This is a genomic window from Micromonospora sp. NPDC092111 (assembly GCF_044755745.1).
Classification (GTDB): Bacteria; Actinomycetota; Actinomycetes; order Mycobacteriales; family Micromonosporaceae; genus Micromonospora.
This window is the reverse complement of record NZ_JBIVRQ010000001.1, coordinates 447,549-467,627: the sequence shown is the minus strand read 5'-3', so window position 1 is coordinate 467,627 and position 20,079 is coordinate 447,549. Positions and strand designations below refer to the sequence as shown.

The window sequence follows — 20,079 nt, the reverse complement described above, 5'->3', positions numbered from 1 at the left end:
TGGAGAAGAGGTGACCCCGTGCGGGTACTCGGTCTTGGCGGATCCCATCACGACTACGGTGCCTGTCTCGTCGAGGACGGCGTTGTCGTATCGGCCGTCGAGGAGGAGCGGCTGACCAGAGTGAAGATGGCCTTCGGGCTCGGCCCCCAGTTGGCCAAGGCGCAGGCCGTGGACTACGTGCTCGGTGAGGCCGGGGTGAGCGTGGACGACGTCGACCTCATCGCCGCCAACGACTTTCTCAACCCCGTCTACGCCGCGCGCTTCGCCGACCGGGTCCGCTGGATCGGCCACCATCTCTCGCACGCCGCGAGCACGTTCTACACCTCGCCGTTCGAGGACGCCGCGGTGCTGGTTCTCGACGGGCGCGGCAGCGACGTCGACACCGCCGCCGGCCCGTGCTGCGAGACCACGACGTTCTACCGCGCGGACCCCGCCGGCCTGCACACGCTCGCCGCCCACACCGGCCGGGTCGTCGGGTCCGACGAGCGGTCCGAGGATCCCTACGAGGACTCCATCGGCTGGATGTACGAGCTCGTCTCGCGGGAGATCGGCTTCGGCGGCCCGGGCGGCCAGGGCGCCGGCAAGACCATGGGTCTCGCGCCCTACGGCGGCCCGCGCCACGTCGAGGCCATGCGCGACTGGTACGGCCTGACCGACGGCCGGTTCCGCCAGTCGACGAAGCAGCAGACCGCGATGCGCCGGTACGTCGTGGCCGCGCTCGCCGCCGCCGGGGAGCGCGACCGCGACGAGGTCCGGGCCGACTTCGCCTTCGCCGTGCAGCACCACACCGAGCGCATCGTCATCGAGCTGGCCCGGTGGCTGCACGAGCAGACCAACCAGACGCGGCTGTGCATGGCCGGCGGGGTCGCCCTCAACAGCGTCGCGAACTTCAAGATCCTTGAGGAGACGCCGTTCGAGGAGGTGCACATCGTGCCGGCGGCCGGCGACAGCGGCACGTCCCTCGGCGCCGCCCTGTACGGCTACCGACAGCTCGCCGGCACCGGCTGGACACCCCGGCCCGAGGTCTTCTCGCCGTACCTCGGTCGGGAGTACGGCGTCGCGGAGATCGACGCGGCGCTGGCCGCCGTGTCCGACTCGGTGCAGGTCAGTCGCCCCGCCGACGTGCTGCTGACCGTCGCCCTGCGCCTCGCCGCCGGCGATGTGGTCGGCTGGTTCCAGGGCCGCTCCGAGATCGGGCCACGGGCGTTGGGTAACCGCAGCATCCTCGCCGACCCGCGCCCGGCCTGGATGAAGGACCGGATCAACGAGAAGGTCAAGCACCGCGAGCCGTTCCGGCCGTTCGCGCCCATCGTCCGGCAGGCGCGGCAGACGGAGTTCTTCGCCACCGACGTCCCCGTCCACTACATGCTGCTGGTCGCGCCGGTGCTGGAGCACCGGCGCGGGCAGATCGCCGCGGTGACCCACGTCGACGGCTCGGCCCGGCTGCAGACGGTGACCGCCGCGCTCAACCCGAAGCTCGACGGGCTCCTCGCCGTCTTCGAACGACTGACCGGGATACCGGTGCTGCTCAACACCTCGTTCAACGACAACGACGAGCCGATCGTCGAGTCGCCGGCGGACGCCGTCCGGTGCTTCCTCCACACCGACCTCGACGTGCTGGTCCTCGGCGACGCCGTGGTGACCAAGGCGGCGAGGTCGTGACCGTGGGCCTCTTCGCGGCGCTCGGGGACCGGCTCGGCACCCAGGTCGTGGCGTCGGCTCGCGGTGCGGTACCCGGGGCGCGCATCCGCGACGGCGTCGAGCGGCTCGCCGCCTGGCTCGGCGGGTCCGGCCACGAGCCGGGCACCCTGGTCGCCACCTGCTCGACCGTGGTCGGGACGCTGGTCGCGGCGCTCGCCGCCGACCTCGCCGGGTTGCCGGTCGTCCACGTCGACCCGCTCGACCCGGCTCCGCCCGCCGGGCTGCGGGTGTCCGACCAGCCCGGCGCGTCCCCGGCCGGCTACGCCGATCCCGAGCTGGCCGTGTACGCGAGTCCGGGCGGGCGGGACGGCGCTGCGCCCGGCGCTGCGCCGCGCACCCAGACGTTCCTCACCTCCGGTTCGACCGGCGCGCCGATCGGCGTGGTCCGCGGCCCGGACGCGGTGCTCGCCGATGCCCGCCGGGTCGCGGAGTTCCTCGACTACCGGCCCCGGAGTCCGATCGTCGTCGCGGTGCCGCTGCACCACGCCTACGGCTTCAACTACGGCCTCGTCGCCGCGATCCTGGCCGGCTCCGGCGTCTACCACTGCGGCCCACGCACCATTCCGTCCCAGCTCACCCGGGCCGCGGAACGGACCGGCGGGCGCATCCTCATCGCCCATCCCGCGCACTACCGGACCGTGGCGCGGGAGGCCGTCCGCACCGGCGGGCCGGTATTGGGCCCGTTCGTCCGCGCGGTGTCCGCCGGGGCGCCGCTGCCACCCGGATGCGCCCGGGACATCGCGCGACGGCACGGGCCGACGCTGTACAACTGCTACGGCTCCTCGGAGGCCGGCGCCATCACCCTCGGCCCGGTGGACGGCACCGAGGAACCCGGCGAGGTCGGCGTGCCGCTGCCGGGCGTGCGGGTCCGGCTCGGCGAACGGCACGGCGACGGCGGCAGCGAGCTGCTGCTGCGCACCTCGTCGCTCGCCGACGGGTACCTGGGGCCGGACGGGCTGCGCCCACTGCGCCTGGACGACGGCTGGCTGCACACCGGGGACCTGGCCGAACTCGACGGCACCCGGATCCGGCTGCGCGGCCGGACCGCCTCGGTCATCAACGTCGCCGGCGAGAAGGTCAACCCCGAGGAGGTGGAGCTGGTCCTGGCCGCCCACCCCGCCGTCGCCGACGTCGACGTACGAGCGGAGCCCGATCCGCTGCGGGGGCAGGTTCCGGTGGCCCACGTCGTGCTGCGCGAGGATGCCACGAACGCCGACCTCCTCGCGTGGTGCCGGGCCCGGCTGGCACCGCCGAAGGTGCCCCGCCGCTTCGAGGTGCATGCCGACCTTCCGCGCGGCCCCACCGGCAAACGCATCCGCCACGACGCCGCCGGGGACCCGCGATGACCACCGACCCGGTCGCGCCGGGTCCGCATCCGATGTTTCCCGTCGCCCGCCCCGACCCGTCGACTCCGCCGCCGTCCTACGCCCCGGGCGGTGACCGTACGCCGCACCGGGTCAGCCTCGCCTACGGCGGCGAGGCGTGGCTGGTCGTGGGGTACGACGACGCCCGCCGCGTCCTTGCCGACACCTCCTTCAGCTCCGACGCGACCCGGCCCGACTACCCGAACTTCCCGCTGGCGCCGCGCCGGCGGATCCCCGGCCACTTCATCGCCGCCGATCCGCCGGAGCACGGGCGGGTCCGGCGGATCATGGCGGCCGGGTTCAGCGGCCGGGCGATCCTGCGACTGGCGCCGTCGATGGCGGCGCACGCCGCCGCGCTCGTCGACGGCATCGCCCGCGACGCGGCGCCGTTCGACCTGATCGCCGCGCTGGCCGTGCCGCTGCACGGCGCGGTCGTCGCCGAGAGCCTCGGGGTGCCCCCGGATGCCTTCGAGCCGTTCCGCGCCAACGCCGCCCGCCTGCTCGACCACCGCGCGACGCCCAGCGTCCGCGCGGTCGGCGCGAGCCGGCTGGACCAGCAACTGCGGGCGATCCTCGCCGCGCAGCCGCCGGGGGAGGAGACGCTGCTCGCCCGGCTCGCCGGGTGCGTGCGCCGGGGTGACCTCACCGCCGACGAGGCCGCGGGCGCCGCCAACCTCGTCGTGGCGGCCGGACTGGAGACCACCGTCGCGCTCCTCGGCCTCACCGTCCTCGCCCTGCTCCGGTCGCGGGGCGGGTGGGCCGCCGTGTCCGCGGACCCGGCCGGCGGCAGCGGACCGGCCGTACAGGAGGCGTTGCGGTACTGGACGGTCGTCGAGCACGGCGTGGCCCGGGTCGCGACCGCCGACACGACCGTGTCCGGGGTGCGGATCGCCGCCGGCGAGGCGGTGGTCGTGCACCTCGCGACCGCCAACCGGGACCCGGGCGTCTATCCGCAGCCGGACGAGTACCACCCGGCCCGCCCGACGCCCGCCGGCCACCTCGCATTCGGGCACGGGCCGCACCGCTGTCTCGGCGCGGCGCTCGCGCAGGCAGAGGTCGCCGTCGCGGTCGCGGAACTCGCCCGGCGGCTGCCGGACCTCGCCCTCGACCCGTCCGCGCCGCCGGTCGCCTACCTCGACCACATGCTCGTGTACGGCGTGCCCGAGCTGCGCCTCGACCCGCGGACAAGCTGACTCACCAGGAGGAAAAGGGTGCCATCCGCCGAGCCGTACGTCCCGGTCACCGACCTCACGCCACCGCCCGTCGGCCGGGCCCGGACCCGAGCGGAGCGACGCTGATGGCGGAGTGGACGCGACCGCGCGAGGGTCCGCTGAGCTGGGCGCAGACCGAGTGGGTCATGCACCTGCCGAGGGACGGGGCCTCCTCCTACGAGGACAACCTCTACACCGAGTGGGCCGGTGATCCGGTACCCACGGAGGCCGCCCGCGCCGCGCTGCTGGACCTCGTCGCCCGGCACGAGCCGCTGCGCACCACCATCCACCGGGGCGACGACGGCACCGGGTGGCAGCGGGTGCACGCGCCGCACGAGCGCGCCGGCGAGATCGTCTCGGTGGTCGACGACGCCGACCTCGCGGACGCCCTCGCGGCGCTGAAGCGCACCTGCTTCACGCTGAGCGCCGAGTGGCCGGTGCGGGCCGTCATCGGCGACCGTGCCGGCCGCACCCGGCGCCTCGGCCTGGTGGCCGACCACAGCGCGTGTGACGGCTGGGCGCTGCGGGTCCTCGCCGACGACCTGCACGAGGCCGTCGCGCGCCGGGCGGGGCGGGACCGGCTGCCGCCGCCCCGGCCGACCCGCCAGCCGCTGGACGACGCCGGGTGGGAGTCCTCGACGGCGGGGCAGAGCTACGCCGACCGGGCCCGCAACCACTGGGAACGGCAGTTCCGGACCCTCGGCCGGACGCTCGACGGCTACCGGCCGCCCGTCCTGGACCCGGCCCCGCCGGTGCGGCCGGACAGCTTCCACGACGCCTTCTTCAGCTCGCCGCGGCTGAACGCCGTCGGCAACGAGGCCGCCGAGCGCTGGCGGACCTCGGTGTCCGCGCTGTACCTCGCCGCCTTCGGCGGGGCCGTCGCCGAGCTCGAACAGGCGCCCTGCGTCTGCCTCATGATGGTCAGCGCCAACCGGGTCGGCGTCGAGGCCGGCCGGGCGCTGGGCAAACGCAACATGCCGACGCCGATCCTCGTGCCCGCCCGGTCGGACGCGGGCCTGGGCGGCACCCTCGCCGACACGGCGCGGCAGCAGATCGTCGGCCACCGCTTCGCCAACCTCGACCCGCTGCTCGGCGACACCATGTCGGCCACGATCAACCCGGCCCTGCACCACACCGCACTGTGCTACGCCAGGTTCAACTTCACCACCTCGCGCACCCTCGGCCTCGACGTGGCGGTGGAGCCACGGCCCTTCGCCCACCTGCCCGAGATCGTGCCGCCCCCGCTCGACCAGATCATCCACAAGCCGCGGCGCCAGCAGGGGCCGAAGTACATGCTGCTCATCCACCAGCGCCCGGACACCGTCCTGGTGAACCTGCGGTGGCGCGACGACACCGGCTGGAACCCGCACGCCGAGTCCGTGCTGTACCGGATCGACGAACTCGTCACCGCCATGCTGACGGCGTCGGACGACGCACCGTGGCCGCCGCCCACCGAGCCGGGACCGCTGCGGCGGCCCTCGGCCACCCAGTCCCCGCCTCCGGCGTCGCGGACCTGAAGGGAGACACCCATGCGGATACTCGGACTCGGAGGATCCCACCACGACTTCTGCGCCTGCCTGGTCGACGACGGCCGGGTGGTGTGCGCGGTGGAGGAGGAACGGCTCACCCGGGTCAAGGTGGCCTTCGGCCTCGGGCCCCGGCTGCAACGCGCCCTCGCCGCCGACTACGTGCTCGGCGAGGCGGGCCTGTGCCCCGCCGACGTCGACCTCGTCCTCGCCAACGACCTGCTCAACCGCGTCTACACCCTGCGGTTCCGGGACCGGGTCGAGTGGATCGGCCATCACCTGTCGCACGCCGCCAGCACGCTCTTCACCTCCCCGTTCCAGGAGGCGGCCGTGCTGGTGCTCGACGGGCGCGGCTCCACGGTGGACGGCGGAGCCCTGCCGCTGGCCGAGACCATCACCTTCTACCACGGGGACAGCGCGGGTTTGCGCCCGCTCGGCGCGGTGGCCGGCCGGGCCGGCGTCGCCGCGTACCGCCTCGACGACCCCTACGAGGACTCGGTCGGCGGGATGTACGAACTCGTCTCGAAGGAGATCGGCTTCCGCCGGGTCGGCGGCATGGGGGAGCCCGGGAAGACCATGGGCCTGGCACCGTACGGCGGCGACCGGTACGTCCGGGACCTTGCCGAGCACTACACGCTCGGCGACGGCGAGTTCCGCCAGTCGTTGGCGCAGCAGGGCCGGCTGCGGGCGCTGATCGCCGGTGAGCTGGCCCGGGCCGACACCGGCGCGGACCGCGACGAGATCCGCGCCGACTTCGCCTACGCCGTGCAGGCGCACACCGAACGGATCGTGCTGCACCTGGCCCGCTGGCTGCACGCCCGGACCGGGTCGAAGAACCTGTGCCTGGCCGGCGGCGTCGCCCTCAACAGCGTCGCCAACTTCAAGATCCTTCAGGAGTCCGGCTTCGAGCGGATCCACATCGTGCCCGCCGCCGGCGACAGCGGCACCGCGCTCGGTGCCGCCCTCTACGGCCACCACGTCATCGGTGGTAACCCCTGGACGCCGTCGCCCCGGCCGTTCTCGCCGTACCTCGGTCGACCGATCAGCACCGCGGAGATCGAGGCCGCGGTCGCCCGGCACGCCGGCGCGGTGCGCGTCGAACGTCCGGCCGACGCCCCGGGGTACGCCGCACGGCTGCTGGCCGAGGGCGCGGTGACCGGCTGGTTCCAGGGGCGTTCCGAGATCGGCCCGCGGGCGCTGGGCAACCGCAGCATCCTCGCCGACCCGCGCCGTGCCGGCATGAAGGATCTCATCAACGCCAAGGTCAAGCACCGGGAGGCCTTCCGCCCGTTCGCCCCGGTGGTGCTGCACGACCGGCAGGCGGAGTTCTTCGACTCGTCCGTGCCGGCCCTGTACATGCTGCTGGTTCCGGCCGTGCGCCCGGACAAGCGCGCGGTCATCCCGGCGGTCACCCACGTCGACGGCTCCGCCCGCCTACAGACGGCCACCCCGGAGCTCAACCCGAAGCTGTGCGCGCTGCTCGCCGCGTTCGACCGGCTGACCGGCGTGCCGGTGCTGCTCAACACCTCGTTCAACGACAACGAGGAGCCGATCGTGGAGACGCCGGACGACGCCATCCGGTGCTTCCTGTCCACCGGGATGGACGCCCTCGTGCTGGGCGATCTGGTGCTGTCGAAGGCCGGCGACCGGTGAGGCCGCCGGTGGTCCTGCTGTGCGGTGGCCTCGGCTTGCGGCAGCGCTCCGACGGCGACGACCTGCCGAAGGTGCTCCGGCCGCTGCCCGACGGCCGCCCGTTGCTGCTGCATGTCATGGACTGCTACCGCCGGTACGACCTGCGCGAGTTCGTGCTCTGCGTCGGTTATGGCGCCGACCCGATCCGGGCCCGCGTCCTCGACGCCTTCCCGCCGGTCGAGCCGGACGTCGCCGACCGGCGCGACGGCGGGCCCGCCTGGCACCGGCGCGTCGCGGCCGGCACGACGATCACGCTGGTGGACAGCGGCGTCGAGGCGGAGAAGTCGCGGCGTCTGCTCGACGCCCGCCCGCACGTCGGCGATCGGCCGTTCCTGCTCGGCTACGGCGACGTGCTCTCCGACATCGACCTCGACGGGCTCATCGCCGCCGGGACCGTCGCGCCGGGCGTCGTCACCGTCGCCGCCACCCGGGTCCGGTCCCGGTACGGCGAACTCGTGGTCGACCCGGGGATGACGGTCACCGAGTTCCGCGAGAAGCCGCTGGGCGAGGCGCTGATCTCGGCCGGGTACTTCATGTGCGGGCCCCGGCTGTTCGGCCTGCTCGACCCGGAGGTCGCGCTGGAGGACGACGTGTTTCCGCGGCTGGCCCGGCACGGCGAGGTGCGCGCCTTCGTGCACGACGGGCACTGGCAGCCGTTCGACACGTACAAGGACTTCATCGAGGCCGAGACGCTGGTCAAGGAGGAGGGCTACCCCTGGCTGACCGCCCGCCGGCCGCCGTCGGGGGTACTACCGCCCGGTGTCCCCGACGATCTCGTGCGGCGTGGAATGGGTGGCTGACCACCTCTCGTCACGTTTCGGGCCGGGCGGTCCGCAGATGCCGAGGGTGTGCCGCGTTGTCGGCTTTCTGGAATGGGTGGGCAACGTCCCGACCGTCCGGCGGGACCGGTGCGGAGTGACGTTGGCCTCGACCGCCGGAAATCGGGCAGCCGATTGTCGGTGTCGGTCGTTACTCTGCCGGCGGACACCGCTCCGCATCTGACACGACATGCCCGCAGGGCAGACGCCCGGCCAGCGTCCGCTGGTCGAAACGGGGATTCAGGAGACTTTGTGACACAGCAACCCATCGCGGTCTCGGACAAGCTCGACGCCGCGGTTCTCAAGGTGGCCGGGGTCGTCGTCCTCGGCGCGATCATGTCGATCCTGGACGTGACGGTCGTCAGCGTCGCCCTGCCGACCTTCCAGCGCGAGTTCGACGCGTCCTACGCGCAGGTCGCCTGGACGATGACCGCCTACACGCTCGCGCTGGCCACGGTGATCCCGCTCAGCGGCTGGACCGCCGACCGGTTCGGCACCAAGCGGCTCTACATGGTCGCGCTGGCGCTGTTCACGATCGGGTCCGGGCTGTGCGCCACCGCCGACACGATCGGGCAGTTGATCGGCTACCGCGTGCTCCAGGGCCTCGGCGGCGGCATGCTCATGCCGCTGGGCATGACGATCATGACCCGGGCGGCCGGGCCGCACCGGATCGGCCGGCTGATGGCCGTCCTCGGCATCCCGATGCTGCTCGGGCCGATCGCGGGTCCGATCCTCGGCGGCTGGTTGATCGACACGGCGAGCTGGCACTGGATCTTCCTGATCAACCTGCCGATCGGCGTGGTCGCGCTCGGCTACGCCGCGCTGGCGCTGCCGAAGGACAACCCCGAGCCGTCCGAGTCGTTCGACTTCCTCGGCATGCTGATGCTCTCGCCGGGCCTCGCCCTGTTCCTCTTCGGCGTCTCCTCGCTGCCCGAGGCCGGCACCTTCGCCGCCAACAAGGTGTGGGCGCCCATGCTGGTCGGCGCCGCGCTCGTCGTCGCGTTCGTCCTCTACTCCTTCAAGCCCCGGCACCCCCTGCTCGACCTACGGCTGTTCACCAACCGCCGGCTGACCGTCGCGGCGGTGACCATGTTCGTGTTCATCATCGCGTTCATGGGCGCCGGTCTGCTGTTCCCGAGCTACTTCCTGCAGGTGCGCGGCGAGTCGACGCTGACCGCCGGCCTGCTGATGGCGCCGCAGGGCATCGGCGCGATGATGACGATGCCGGTGGCGGGCATGCTGGCCGACCGGATGCCCGTCGGTCGTACGGTGCCGTTCGCGCTGGCGCTCATCGCCGCCGGCTTCTTCACCTTCACCCAGGTCGATCCGCACACGTCGTACTGGTTGCTCTGCGGGTCGCTGTTCGTCATGGGCCTGGGCATGGGCGGCACCATGATGCCGATCATGACCTCGGCGCTGAAGACCCTGCACGCCCACGAGGTGGCCCGCGGTTCCACCCTGGTCAACATCCTCCAGCAGATCGGCGGGTCCGTCGGCGCCGCGGTGATGTCGGTGATCCTCACCAACGAGCTGAACGGCTCCCCGCAGATCCCCGGGGTGACCGACCCGAACGGCAACCCGGTGACCGAAGCCGGCCTCGCCATCGCCGTCCAGCAGCAGCCGGAGCTGGCCCAGCAGATCCCGGTCGAACCGTCGCTCATCGCGCGGGGCCTCGACTTCGCCGCCGGTTCGTTCGGTACCACCTTCTGGGTCGGGTTCGCGCTGGTGCTGGCCACGTTCATCCCGGTGGCGTTCCTGCCCCGCCGGCGCGAGCCGTCGCACCTGCTCGACGACCAGCAGGCGGAGCAGCCGAAGACCCCCGTCGTCATCCACTGACGCGCCGGCCAGCCAGCCGGCAGCTCGCGCCGGCCCGGCTGTCGGCGCGGGCCGGCGGGCAGCGTACGGGGCGCCCGGCGATTCGCCGGGCGCCCCGGTGCTGCCGGTCAGCGCCGGGCGCACTGCCCCGAGGAACCGCCGGTGACCGTGCTGGGCAGCCCGTTGTCGCGGGGCGCCGGGTGGTTGTCGGCGCAGGAGAGCGCGCCGGTGACGGTGCTGGCGGCGAGCACCGGATCGGTGTTGCCGGTGAGGCTGACCGCGCCGGATATCCGACTCGCCTCGATGGCGACCCCGCCGGTGCCGCCGGCCACGCTGACCGCACCCCGCACGGTCACCCCGTGCAGGACCACCGTGTCGGCACCGCTGGCCGAGACCCCGCCGGAGAGCACGCCGCCCCGCACGTACAGCGCGGCACCGGGCCGTACGGTCACCGTCCCGTTGACCGTCGCGTCGGTCAGGCAGGTCACGCCGGAGGTGACGGTCAGCGCGGCGTTCCGCCGTCCGGTGATCGTCGAGGTGCAGGCCGGCGACGGCTTCGCCAGCAGCTCCACCTCGGCGAGCGTGGCGGCGGGGTCGGCGTCGGTCACCTCCAGCCGGTAGTGGGCGTACCGGCCGGGCTGGTCGACCTGGAACGACCGGGTCTGCGACCGCCAGGGGAACGTCTCGCCGGCCCGGTCGTCGATGATCGTCCACTGGCGACCGTCGTACGACCCCTTGAGCTGCCAGCCGTGCAGGTCCCCGGCCACCCTGCCGGAGGTGAGCGTGTAGTGGTTGACCTCGTCCGGGTTGCCGGAGACCTGCCACTGCACCGCGTCGCCCACGGTGGCCGTGGTGCCCGAGTTGTCGTCGGTCAGCGCGGCGGCGCCGCCGGTGACGACGATGTCGGCCAGCGGCCGGGCCGGCGGACCCGGCGTGCTGAGCGAGGTCGGCAGATCCTCCGCCGCGGTGGCCCAGGACGACGGGTGCTCGCCCATCTCGAAGTCCAGCACCGCGCCGTCGGCCAGCTCCCGGTGCGCGAGCGAGGACTTCCGGTACGGCTGGCCGTCGAGCTTCAACCCCTGTACGTAGACGTTGCGGGCGCTGTTCTGCGGCGCGTTGACGACGATCTGCCGGCCGTTGGGCAGGTGCACGGTCGCCTTGCGGAACAGCGGTGAACCGATCACGTAGTCCGCGCTGCCCACCTGGAGCGGGTAGAAGCCGAGCGCGCTGAACAGGTACCAGGCGGAGGTCTCGCCGTTGTCCTCGTCGCCGGCGTAGCCCTGGCCGATCTCGCTGCCGAGGTACATCCGCGACAGCGCCTCACGGACCTTGGCCTGCGTCTTCGCCGGCTGCCCGGCGTAGGTGTACATCCACGGGATGTGGTGGGCCACCTGGTTGCTGAAGCCCCACATGCCCATCCGGACGTCCCGCGCCTCGATCATCTCGTGGATGGTGCCGCCGTAGGAGCCCGGGAACTTCGCCGTCTCCGGGGTGCGGAAGAACTCGTCCAGCTTGTCGGCCAGCTCCTGCCGGCCGCCGTACAGGTTGGCCAGGCCCTGGCCGTCCTGCGGGACGTGGAACGCGAAGTTCCAGCCGTTGGTCTCGGTGTAGTCGTGCTCGTGGCCCCAGACCCGCGGGTCGTACGCCGCCGGCGTGGACTTCCACTTCCCGGCGGCGTCCCGGCCCTGGAAGAAGTTCACCTGCCGGTCGAACATGTGCACGTAGTTCTGCGCCCGGTTGCGGAAGTACGCCGACTCCTCGCGGTAGCGGGCCCGCTCGGCCTGCGGGGTGGCCGGGTCCTCGGCGAGCGCCGCGCCCATGTTGGCGATGCCGAAGTCGTTGACGTAGCCCTCCAGCGCCCAGGAGACCCCCTCGGGCACGTCCGACGCGGTGTACCCCTGGAAGATCGACGTCTGTAGTCCCTTGCGGCCGACGCTGGTGTTGTTGGGGTTGCTGCCCGGCGGGCTGACCGTGGCGTTCTTCACCGCCGCCTCGTACGCGGCCTTGACGTCGAAGTCGCGCACGCCCTTGACGTACGCGTCGGCGAACGACACGTCCGAGCTGGTGCCGGTCATCAGGTTCGCGTACCCGGGCGAGGACCAGCGGGACACCCAGCCGCCGTCCTTGTACTGCTGCACGAACCCGTCGACCAGTTCGCCGGCGGTGTCCGGATCGAGCAGGGTGTACGCGGACCAGGTGGTGCGGTACGTGTCCCAGAAGCCGTTGTTGACGTACACCTTGCCGTCGACGACGGGGGCGCCGGTCCGGGTGGCGGTGGTACCGGCCGGGATCGTGGTCGACGTGGTGGACTGCACCGCGTGCTTCCAGCTCGGCGCCTCCGGCGTGCCCACGTTCTCGTGCGCCGAGTTGGGATAGAGCGACAGCCGGTAGAGGTTGGAGTACAGCGTGGTGAGCTGATCCTCGGTGGCCCCCTCCACCTCGATCACCCGCAGCTTGTCGTCCCAGAGCCGCTGCGCGCGCTCGCGGACCGTCTCCAGGGTGTCGTCGCGGCCGATCTCGTTGTCCAGGTTGCGCCGGGCCTGTTCGACGGAGATGAGCGAGGTGGCGATCCGCAGCGTGACCGTCCTGGTGGCGCTGGTGTCGAAGGCCAGGTAGCCGGTGACGTCGGCCCCACCGCCGCCGGTGAGCCGGCCGCTGCCGACGACCGGGGCGTCGACCACGCCGTGGACGAACATCCGGCCGGCGCCGTTGGACAGCCCGCTGCGGACGTCCGAGTAGCCACTGATGACGCCGTCGGCGCCGAGCGTGAGGCCGCCGTTGTTGTTGACGTTGTCGAAGATCAGGTTTCCCCGGTCGCCGGTGAAGGTGAACCGGAACAGCGCGGCGTGGTCGGTCGGCGCGAACTCCGTCCTGAGACCGTTGTCGAAGGTGACCCCGTAGTAGTGCGCCCTGGCCACCTCGTTCTCGTGGCCGAACGGCAGCGCCCGGGCGGTCCGGCCGGCCGCGGGTACCCCGGTTGCCGGCGACGGCATCACCTGGAACGTCTGCCGGTCACCCATCCACGGGCTCGGCTCGTGGCTGACGGTGAACGCCTGCAGGGCCGGGCGGTTGGTGGCGGTGTTGCGGCTCTGGTACTCGTACAGCCAGCCGGTGGAGCCGGCGTTGGTCATCGGGGTCCAGAAGTTGAAGCCGTGTGGCACCGCGGTCGCCGGGATGTTGTTGCCCCGGGAGAAGCTGCCGCTGGAGTTGGTGCCGCGGGTGGTCAGCACGTGGTCGGAGGGGCGTGGCCGGGCCACCTCGGCCGGGTTGCCGGTGATCCGGATGTCGTCCACCCAGCCGTTGAACAGACCGGTCCCGGTGGTGCTGTCGTAGGCCAGCAGGATGCGGTCGACCCGCTTGCCGGCGGCGACCGCGCCGATCCGGGACCGCTTGAGGTTCCACTGGTCGGCGTAGAGCGACTTGGACTCGCCCTGCGCCTGCGGGCTCAGCCCGAACCCGTGCTGGTCCACCGCGCCCAGCTCGCTGAGGTAGCTGCCGTCGTCGAAGGCCAGGTCGACCGCCGCGTAGCCGCTCGGGTAGTCCAGGTCCTGCCCGGTCAGCTCCGGGAAGATGACGTACGACAGCTCGGTCCGGTCGGTCACCGTGAGGTCGACGTCGAAGACCTTGTTGTACGCGTACCCCCGCCCGCTGGCGGTCTGCCCGCCGGAGTACTGGAGGGCGCGGACCCCGGTCCAGCCGACGTTCGGCTTCATGGTCGGACCGTTGACCGGTCCGCTGCTGCTCATGGTGCGCATGGCGCTGGGCGGCGGTGGGGTGGTGTCGCCGTCGGAGAGTTGCAGCTCGGCGAGCTGGACGATGTCGCCACTGCCGACCGCGCTGACGTGGAGCCGGTAGTAGGGGTAGGCGGTGGCGTTGTCGAGCCGGTACTCCCTGGTCTGGAAGCGTTCGGTGAACTGCTGTCCGGTCCGGGTGTCCACGGTGGTCCAGCTCTGCCCGTCGGTGGAGCCCTGCAGGGTCCAGTCCCTCGGGTCGCGTTCCGGTGCGTCGTTGGCGGAGGTCAACGCGTAGTGCACGACGGCGACCGGCGCGTCGAGTCGGACCCGTACCCAGCCGGTCGGTGCGAAGGCCAGCCACTTCGTACTGATGTTGCCGTCGATGACCCGGTCCGCGGTCTCGCCGGGCGGGTTCTCCGCGTTGGCGGTGATCTCGGTGATCCGGCCGGCCAGGTTGCCGGGGATGCCCTTGACCGGGTTGCCGGTCACCCCCGAGGTCTTCTCGGTGCCGGTGGCGTCGGTCTCGGTGGTGTTGATCCAGGTCGGCTGGGGCTCGCCGGCCTCCAGTGAGGAGGCGAAGTCGGTGCCGGGCGGCTCGGCGGCCAGCGCGGGCAGCGGTACGGCGGGGGCGGCGAGGCTCACCGTCACCACGACCGCCAACAGGGACCTGTGTCTTCTGGGTGTCATGAGCAGACCTCCGGGGGACGGCCGAATGCGGCAGCCGTGCGCCGGCGGGGGTTTTCGTCTCTGGTGCGGTGTACGCAGGGGTTGTCAGGCGTTCGCGGCGAAGGCAGTGTTCGCCCGCCGGGCCGGGCTGTGCCAAGATTATATCCAAGTTTCTCAATTTCTGGAGGTTGGCCCGCGGCCGGTCCCGGCCACGGCGGAGGTCGACCGGATCCCGTGGCGCGCGGAATTCGGCGGATCAACTCCTGTTGGCCGCCTCGGCTTCAACGACGCCCTCTAACTTCCGATCCAGTCGTGATCAAGAAATGAGGACGGATGAGCGTGACCAAGGGGATCGGGCTGGCCGCGGCGATGGCCGGCCTGATCTTAACCATTCCCGGTGGGGCGTCGGCGGCGGACCGGAAGACCTGGGGTGCCGCCGAACTGGTGCAGTTCGCCGCGCTGCCGGCGCAGACCTTCGTGCCCGGCAGTGAGCCGTCCGGCACGTTGCTGGGCGGCACCCCCAGCAACGGGATCACCCCGCCCTTCGCCGACCAGCCCGTCCAGGGCTTCAGCGGCATCCTGCGCAACAGCGACGGCAGCTACGACGTGCTGTCCGACAACGGCTACGGCGGCAAGGCCAACAGCGGCGACTTCCTGCTCCGGATCCAGCGGGTCGCCCCGGACTTCGCCGGCGGCACGGTCGACGTGGTCGGCGGGATCAACCTGACCGACCCGTTCGGCCGGGTGCCGTTCCCGCTGACCCGGGCGGACCGGGTGCTGACCGGAGCCGACTTCGACGTCGAGTCGATCATGCGGACGGCCGACGGCACGTACTGGATCGGGGACGAGTTCGGCCCGTACCTGCTGCACTTCGACCGGGCCGGTCGGCTGCTACAGGCGCCGGTGCCGCTGCCGGGGGTCTTCGCCCCGGAGCACCCGGACCGGGGCGAGCAGCCGGCCAACCTCGGTGGCAGCAAGGGTTTCGAGGGCATGGCGCTGTCTCCGGACGGCCGTACCCTCTACCCGCTGCTGGAGGGCACCGTCACCGGTGACGCGCCGGGCTCGCTGCGCCTGCACGAGTTCGACATCGCCAGCAGCGCGTACACCGGCCGGCGGTGGACCTACCAGCTCGACGACCCGAAGAACGCGATCGGTGACGCGATCGCCGTCGACCGGGACCGCTTCCTGATCATCGAGCGCGACAACGGCCAGGGCGACACCGCCAAGACCAAGAAGATCTACCTGGCCGACCGGCACGACCGGGACCGGGACGGCCGACTCGACAAGACGCTGGTCGCCGACCTGATGAACATCGCCAACCCGAAGCGGGTGGGCGGCTTCGGCACCACCTTCACCTTCCCGTTCCAGACTATCGAGGACGTCGTGATCCTCGACAACCGCACCCTGGTCGTGGTCAACGACAACAACTTCCCGTTCTCCTCCGGCCGGAGCGCCGGGAAGCCGGACGACAACGAGTTCATCGTGCTCAGGGTGGACCGCAGCCTCGACGTGGACAAGCGGATCCTGCGTCGTCACTGACCCGGACCGTGCCGTGCCCCCGGGTGCGGCGGCCCGGAATCGCAGGAGCCACGGCGGCGGCCCACCCGGTACTGTGGGCCGCCGCCGACCTCGCCCGCCGGGCAGTGGCGGCCGTCGTCAGCCGTCCCGGAGGGCGTCGTCGACGCCGGTCTCGCGTCGGCCGAGGTGGACCGGGTCCCGGCCGGAGAGCAGGTCCAGTGTGGCCTTCACGCAGGCGCCGTACTCGCGGCTGGAGCTGGCCCACCACCGTTTCGCGGTCTCGTCGCCCACGCCGTCGGCGTCGATGCCCAGGCGTCGGCACAGCGCCACCGCCCGGGGCAGGTGGAAGGACTGCGTCACCACGATCGCGCGCCGCACCCCGAAGATCCGCTTCGCCCGCGCGCACGAGTCGTACGTGTCGAAGCCGGCATGGTCCCGCACCACCTTCCGCGCCGGTACGCCCCGGTCGACCAGCCAGCGCCGCATCGCGTCGGGCTCGTTGTAGTCGGCGCGCATGTTGTCGCCGGACACCAGGATCGCCCGCACCCTGCCGCCGTCGAAAAGCCGCCGCGCGATCTCCAGCCGGGCGGCGAGGACCGGTGACGGCGAGCCGTCCGCGTTCACCTTGGTGCCGAGGACCAGGGCGACCGGTGCGTCCGGCACCCCGGCCTCCCGGTAGAGGTGGCCGTCCGCGCCACCGCGGATCCACGCCACACTGGCCACTGCGCCACCGCTCAGCAGCACCGCGCCGACGACCAGCGCGAGCAGCGCCCGGCGGACGAACCGCCGGTGTTCCCGGTGCCACCGCCTGATCCTGACGAATCGTTTCCGCATGCCGCCGGATTATTCCCGCCCGCGCCCGCCCCCGCGATGGCCCGCCGGGGCAACGTAGCCGGCCGACCGGGCCGGCGCGACGGCGTCGGCCCGGACCGGCCGGTGCGCTGGGTGTACGTCGCCGAGGTGCCCGACATCGGGCCCGGCACGGCGGCGGGGTCGGACAGGCCGCGCCCGGCTCGGATCGGTCTGCACTACGGTGGTGCCACCGTTCGGCGGATGGGAGCGTGAGCCTGGGTGTTGCGCATCGACGTGCTCGGCCCCGTGCGGGCGACCGTGGGCGACCAACCCGTACGGCTCGGCCCGAAGCTGGTGGAGTTGCTGGCGATCCTGCTCGTCGAGGCCGGCTCGGCCGTGCCGGCGGCCCGGGTGATGGACCTGATCTGGGGCGAGTCGCCGCCGCCCGGCGCGCGGGCCACCCTGCGCAGCCACGTGTCACACCTCCGCCGCGCCCTCGCGGCCAGGGACGAGCGGACCCTGGTGACCGTCGGCGCGACGTACCGGCTCGACGTGCCGCCGGACGCGGTCGACGCGCACCGTTTCGAGCGCTGGTGCGCGGAGGGCGGCCGCCTGGTCTCCGCCGGGGAGACCGACCTGACCGAGCGCGGCGCGATCCTGCTGCGGAACGCGTTGGCGTTGTGGCGCGGGCCGGCCTTCGCCGACGTGGCCGACCGCCCGTTCGTGCTGCCGAGGGTCGCCCAGCTCGACGCGGCCCGTCGTGCGGCGCGGCGGCAGCACGCCGAGGCGCTGACCGTGCTCGGCCGGCACGCCGAGGCGGTCGCCCAGCTCTCCGGCGCGGTCCTGGACGACCCGTACGACGAGGGGATCCGCCGGCTGCTCGCCCTGGCGCTCTATGCCGAGCAGCGGGTGGACGAGGCGGCCGAGGTGTGCCGGGACGGGCTGATCCTGCTGCGGGAGCGCGGGCTCGACGCCCCGGAGCTTCAGGAACTCCAGCGGGACATCCTGCACCGGCGGCTGCCGTCGCGGCCCCGACCCGCGGACCAGGCCAAGCCGGTCCGGCCCTGCCTGCTCCCACCCGATCCGCCGCAGTTCGTGGGCCGGGCCGCGGCGCTGGACGCCGCCCGGGAGCTGCTGCGATCTCCGGCCGAGGGTTCGCCGACGCTGCTGGTCAGCGGAACGGCCGGGGTCGGCAAGACGCTCTTCGCGATCCGGCTGGCCCACATCGTGCGCGGTGACTTCCCGGACGGGCAGTTGTACGTCGGCATGCGCGGGTTCGACCCGACCGGATCACCGATGACCGCGGGTGAGGCGGTACGCGGCTTCCTCGACGCGCTCGGGGTGCCGCCCGAACGGGTGCCGGCGACGCTCGACGCGCAGGCCGGGCTCTACCGTGACCTGCTGGCCGACCGGCGGGTGCTGGTGGTGCTGGACAACGTCCGCGACGCCGAGCAGGTGCGCCCACTGCTGCCCGGCGCGGCCGGCTGCGCCACCGTGGTGGTCAGCCGCAACCAGCTTTCCGGGCTGGTGGTCGCCGAGGGCGCCCGGCCGCTGCGGCTGGACCTGCTCGACGACCGCGAGTCCCGCGAGCTGGTCGCCCGGCGGGTGGGGGCCGCGCGGGTGGCCGGCGAACCGGCGGCGGTGCGGCGGATCGTCGAGTCGTGCGGTCGGTTGCCGCTGGCCCTGGCCATCGTGGCCGCCCGCGCGGCCACCCACCCCGAGTTCACGCTGGACGCGCTCGCCGGGGAGTTGCGCGCCGACGGCGGGCTCGACGCGTTCGCCGGGGGCGACAGCGTCGTGGACGTGCGGGCGGTGTTCTCCTGGTCGTACCACGGTCTGACGCCGGCCGCCGCCCGGCTGTTCCGGCTGCTGCCGGCGCACCCCGGCCAGGACGTCACGGTCGCCACCGCGGCCAGCCTCGCCGGCCGGTCGCCCGACCGGGTCCGCCCCGAGCTGCGCGAGCTGGCGGCGGCGCACCTGCTGGTCGAGCAGGTCCCCGGCCGGTACGCGCTGCACGACCTGCTCCGCGCGTACGCCGAGGAGCTGGGCCGCGACGACGCCGAGCGGCCGGCGGCGACCCGGCGGGTGCTCGACCACTACCTGCACACCGCGCTCGCCGCCGACGGGCTGCTGTGGCCGCACCGCGACCCGCTGGCGGTGCCCGAGGTCGCCGCCGGCGTGACGCCGGAGGTGTTCGCGGGCCGGCAGGCGGCGCTGACCTGGTTCGGCACCGAGCACGCGGCCCTGCTGGCCGGGCTGGACCTGGCGGCGCGCGCCGGTCTCGACGGGCACGTGTGGCGGCTGGCCTGGGCCACCACGAACTTCTTCGCCCGGCGGGGGCACTGGTCGGACTGGGTGGGGTCCGGGTTGGCCGGGGTCGACGCCGCCCGGCGGGCGGGTGACCGGCTGGCCGAGGCGGAGGCGCACCGGATCGTGGGCGGCGGGTACGTCCGGCTGCGCCGGTTCGGCGACGCCCAGGAGCACTACCGGCGGGCGCTGGAGTTGTTCGACCAGCGCGGTGACCTCGTCGGGCAGGGTTTCACCTACCGGAGTCTGGGCTGGCTGAGCGAACAGCAGGGCGACATCGGCGCGGCGCTGCGCCATGACGAGCACGCCCTGGAGCTGTTCCAACGGGCCGGCCACCAGCGGGGCGAGGCGAACACCCTGAACTCGGTGGGGTGGTGCCACGCCCTGCTCGGCGATCACGAGCGGGCGATCGGGTACTGCCGCCGGTCGTTGGCCCTGCTGGAGCGGATCGGGGACCCGGTCGGCATGGCCGGCGCCTGGGACAGCCTCGGGTACGCCTACCGTCACGTCGACCTCCACCAGGCAATCTCCTGCTACGGGCGGGCGCTGGCGCTGTACCGGCAGCTCGGAGACCGGCTGAACGAGGGGGTCACCCTCCGGCACCTGGGCGAGACGCGGCACGCCGCGGGTGACGCGGACGGTGCGGCGCGGTCCTGGCGGGAGGCGCTCGACATCCTCACCGAGATCGACCACCCGGACGCCGAGCGGGTCCGCGCGTTGCTGGACGGTCTCTGAGTCGGCTCCTCGCGACGGCGGTGCACCCGCCCCCTTGTCATCGGGTGCACCGCCGTCACGGCTTCCGGCGCGGTGCGCCGGTGCTGCCGTGGGGGGGGGGGGGGGGGCCCCCCCCCCCCCCCACCCCCCCCCGGGGGGGGGGCGGGGGGGGGGGGGGGGGGGGGCGAGGGCGGGGCGGCCCCCCCCGCCCCGCCGGGGGC

The 20,079-nt window shown here is 73.2% G+C and carries 11 protein-coding genes; 9 read left to right on the top strand and 2 right to left on the bottom strand.

Going from position 1 to position 20,079, the window contains the following annotated elements; all coding sequences use genetic code 11:
• The first annotated feature begins 18 nt into the window (after positions 1–18).
• From ACIQG9_RS01930 to ACIQG9_RS01900, 7 genes are all read left to right on the top strand, one after another.
• Positions 19–1,662, top strand: a complete 1,644-nt coding sequence (locus tag ACIQG9_RS01930; RefSeq protein ID WP_400397402.1) for a carbamoyltransferase — start codon at positions 19–21, stop codon at positions 1,660–1,662.
• Positions 1,659–3,047: a class I adenylate-forming enzyme family protein gene (locus tag ACIQG9_RS01925; protein WP_400397399.1), complete on the top strand. Its 1,389-nt coding sequence runs from the start codon at positions 1,659–1,661 to the stop codon at positions 3,045–3,047. Before ACIQG9_RS01930 ends, ACIQG9_RS01925 begins: the two co-directional genes overlap by 4 nt.
• Positions 3,044–4,258 (top strand): cytochrome P450, encoded by a 1,215-nt coding sequence (locus ACIQG9_RS01920; RefSeq protein WP_400397397.1) that lies wholly within the window; start codon positions 3,044–3,046, stop codon positions 4,256–4,258. The genes ACIQG9_RS01925 and ACIQG9_RS01920 overlap by 4 nt, the downstream gene beginning before the upstream one ends.
• 104 nt (positions 4,259–4,362) lie before the next feature.
• On the top strand, positions 4,363–5,793 hold the full coding sequence (locus tag ACIQG9_RS01915) for a condensation domain-containing protein (RefSeq protein ID WP_400397394.1): 1,431 nt from the start codon (positions 4,363–4,365) through the stop codon (positions 5,791–5,793).
• A 12-nt stretch (positions 5,794–5,805) separates the two neighbouring features.
• Positions 5,806–7,455: a carbamoyltransferase gene (locus ACIQG9_RS01910; protein WP_400397392.1), complete on the top strand. Its 1,650-nt coding sequence runs from the start codon at positions 5,806–5,808 to the stop codon at positions 7,453–7,455.
• 35 nt (positions 7,456–7,490) lie between these two features.
• Entirely contained in the window at positions 7,491–8,294 is an 804-nt protein-coding gene (locus ACIQG9_RS01905; protein WP_400397389.1) for a hypothetical protein, read from the top strand.
• Between the two features lie 270 nt (positions 8,295–8,564).
• On the top strand, positions 8,565–10,148 hold the full coding sequence (locus ACIQG9_RS01900; protein ID WP_400397386.1) for a DHA2 family efflux MFS transporter permease subunit: 1,584 nt from the start codon (positions 8,565–8,567) through the stop codon (positions 10,146–10,148).
• Between the two features lie 107 nt (positions 10,149–10,255).
• Here the strand turns inward: ACIQG9_RS01900 and ACIQG9_RS01895 are convergent, their stop codons facing one another.
• Positions 10,256–14,548, bottom strand: coding sequence for a GH92 family glycosyl hydrolase (locus ACIQG9_RS01895; RefSeq protein ID WP_400397384.1), 4,293 nt, complete (start codon positions 14,546–14,548; stop codon positions 10,256–10,258).
• 312 nt (positions 14,549–14,860) lie between these two features.
• On the opposite strand from ACIQG9_RS01895, the gene ACIQG9_RS01890 reads away from it, so the two are divergent.
• Complete coding sequence (locus ACIQG9_RS01890) at positions 14,861–16,066, top strand: esterase-like activity of phytase family protein (protein WP_400397381.1); 1,206 nt, start codon at positions 14,861–14,863, stop codon at positions 16,064–16,066.
• Between the two features lie 117 nt (positions 16,067–16,183).
• Here the strand turns inward: ACIQG9_RS01890 and ACIQG9_RS01885 are convergent, their stop codons facing one another.
• Complete coding sequence (locus ACIQG9_RS01885; protein WP_400397380.1) at positions 16,184–16,879, bottom strand: vancomycin high temperature exclusion protein; 696 nt, start codon at positions 16,877–16,879, stop codon at positions 16,184–16,186.
• Between the two features lie 237 nt (positions 16,880–17,116).
• Here ACIQG9_RS01885 and ACIQG9_RS01880 point away from each other — a divergent pair, with 237 nt between their 5' ends.
• Entirely contained in the window at positions 17,117–19,879 is a 2,763-nt protein-coding gene (locus ACIQG9_RS01880) for a BTAD domain-containing putative transcriptional regulator (protein ID WP_400397377.1), read from the top strand.
• Positions 19,880–20,079: the final 200 nt, after the last annotated feature.

What these genes read in the sequence shown, in the direction of transcription:
- ACIQG9_RS01920 (WP_400397397.1), top strand. Translation starts at nt 3,044, where the DNA reads ATGACCACCGACCCGGTCGCGCCGGGTCCGCATCCGATGTTTCCCGTC.
- ACIQG9_RS01915 (WP_400397394.1), top strand. Translation starts at nt 4,363, where the DNA reads ATGGCGGAGTGGACGCGACCGCGCGAGGGTCCGCTGAGCTGGGCGCAG.
- ACIQG9_RS01910 (WP_400397392.1), top strand. Translation starts at nt 5,806, where the DNA reads ATGCGGATACTCGGACTCGGAGGATCCCACCACGACTTCTGCGCCTGC.
- ACIQG9_RS01895 (WP_400397384.1), bottom strand. Translation starts at nt 14,548, where the DNA reads ATGACACCCAGAAGACACAGGTCCCTGTTGGCGGTCGTGGTGACGGTG.
- ACIQG9_RS01890 (WP_400397381.1), top strand. Translation starts at nt 14,861, where the DNA reads ATGAGCGTGACCAAGGGGATCGGGCTGGCCGCGGCGATGGCCGGCCTG.
- ACIQG9_RS01885 (WP_400397380.1), bottom strand. Translation starts at nt 16,879, where the DNA reads ATGCGGAAACGATTCGTCAGGATCAGGCGGTGGCACCGGGAACACCGG.